The sequence below is a fragment of the Oleiphilus sp. HI0128 genome (genome assembly GCF_001635365.1).
The window spans coordinates 1-806 of record NZ_LWGG01000489.1 but is presented as its reverse complement, the minus strand read 5'-3'; the positions used below and the strand labels follow the sequence as shown (position 1 = coordinate 806).

At 47.5% G+C, this 806-nt stretch carries 1 protein-coding gene; it reads left to right on the top strand.

What is annotated here, in order from left to right:
* A partial coding sequence (locus A3763_RS05920; protein WP_156494951.1) for an ACP S-malonyltransferase occupies positions 1–688 on the top strand: 688 nt, incomplete at its 5' end.
* Positions 689–806: the final 118 nt, after the last annotated feature.

Below are 806 nucleotides of genomic sequence, written 5' to 3'. Positions count from 1 at the left end.
TCCAGACTATGTGTGTGGGCATAGCTTGGGTGAATATACGGCCTTGATCGCTAGCGGCGTACTGGATTTTGAAGAGACGGTTAAGCTCGTTAACCTTCGTGGTAAGCTTATGCAGGGAGCGGTTCCTCTAGGTGAGGGCGGTATGGTTGCTCTTTTGGGGCTTGATGATGATAAAGCTAAAGAGGCTTGTAAAGAGGCAGCCCAAGGGCAAGTTGTTGCGCCGGCAAACTTTAACTCTCCTGGTCAGATCGTCATATCGGGTGCGACCGATGCGCTGGACCGGGCGATGGCTATCGCAAAAGAAAAAGGCGCTCGTCGTACTGCGAAGCTTCCTGTAAGTGTTCCTTGCCATTGTGACTTGTTACAGCCTGCAGGTGAAGAGTTGGCAAATGCAATGTCGAAACTGACATTTAAAGAACCCGGTATTCCTATTGTGCAAAATGTGAATGCTCAGGTAGCCACAAACCTGGAAGAGCTAAAGACAAATTTATTGGCTCATTTGCATAGCCCCGTACTTTGGTCACAATCGGTCACTAAGCTGATTGAGCTAGGTGCCGACACTTTCGTTGAATGTGGTCCTGGTAAGGTGCTAGCGGGCTTAAATAAACGAATTGATAAAACGGTTAACACGATGGCTATGTCAGACGTGAGTAGTCTTGAAAAAGTAGTTTCCGGTTTATCAGATTAAACATGCTGTATAGGGTGCGCGGTGCGCACCAAGTTAAAATACCAAAATAAAGAACAGGAAAATGGCAATGGAAAAGAAGGTGGCGTTAGTCACGGGCGCAAGCCGTGGAATAGGTCAG